Origin of the sequence: Lentimicrobium sp. S6 (genome assembly GCF_013166635.1) — a bacterium.
GTDB lineage: Bacteria > Bacteroidota > Bacteroidia > Bacteroidales > UBA12170 > UBA12170.
This window is the reverse complement of record NZ_JABKBZ010000220.1, coordinates 1-1,014: the sequence shown is the minus strand read 5'-3', so window position 1 is coordinate 1,014 and position 1,014 is coordinate 1. Positions and strand designations below refer to the sequence as shown.

At 47.1% G+C, this 1,014-nt stretch carries 1 protein-coding gene; it reads right to left on the bottom strand.

Annotated features, from left to right (window positions below):
- The coding region (locus tag HNS40_RS22430) for a PKD domain-containing protein (protein WP_172284942.1) at positions 1-1,014 on the bottom strand (1,014 nt) is incomplete at both ends.

The window sequence follows — 1,014 nt, the reverse complement described above, 5'->3', positions numbered from 1 at the left end:
AGTTAAACTTGGCGGTTGGTCCTTGCCAAATGGTTACATTTTGAGTAATGCTGTGCTCACAGCCATTGGTATCGGTTACCGTGAGGTCTACCAAATAATTACCAGAAAACTGATAAAGATGTGTTGGATTTTGCTCGGTGGATGTGTTTCCATCGGCAAAGTCCCAGAACCAGTTTTCTATAGGTGCTGCTCCCGCTACACTCAGGTCAGTAAATAGGGCATCTTCTCCTTGGCAAGGTGTGGTGAAGTCAAAGGCCGAAGTGGGTCCTTCTCTCACTATCACCTGCTGTATTATAGTATCATATCCAAATGCCTTGGTGATGAGTTGCACATCATAAGTTCCTGGAGCAGTGAAAGCATGTGTTGGGTTTTGAGCGGTGCTGAAGTTAAAAGCGCCACTTGTTGGATCACCAAAATCCCACCACCAGTTGGTGATGAATCCTTGGCTGGTGCTGCTGGTATCCACAAATTGCACATCGCTACCAAAGCAGCTGTTTTCCCAATAGAAGCCTGCCACAGGGCGAGGATTTACGCTTAAGGTCATGGTGGTATCATCCACACAACCATTGCCATCTACCACAGTTAGAGTCACATCGAAATCGCCTAGGTGGCTAAAGAGATGCTCTGGGTGTTGCAGGGTAGAATAGTTTTCTAAACCACTCATAGGGTCGCCAAACTCCCAATTCCAGCTGATGATGGCCGGACCACCATTTAGGGTGCTGATGTCTTGGAACTTCACGGTATCGTCTAGAGATACTAGAGAGTAGATGAAGCTTGCTGTTGGGCAGGGGCTGACTAGTAATTCTTTATTAATAACTTCCTCACATCCATTTTTAGTGGCCGTCAGTTGTACCTCATGTGTTCCGTATTCTACGAAGGTATGGGTCACGCTTTGTCCGCTGGCACTTTGTCCATCAGCAAAAGTCCAAGACCAAGTATCGGGAGTGAGCAGAGGATCTACCACTTCGCCGCTTAGGCTGGCTGGAGTATTGCTACAAAGTTCGAAAGCTGCGA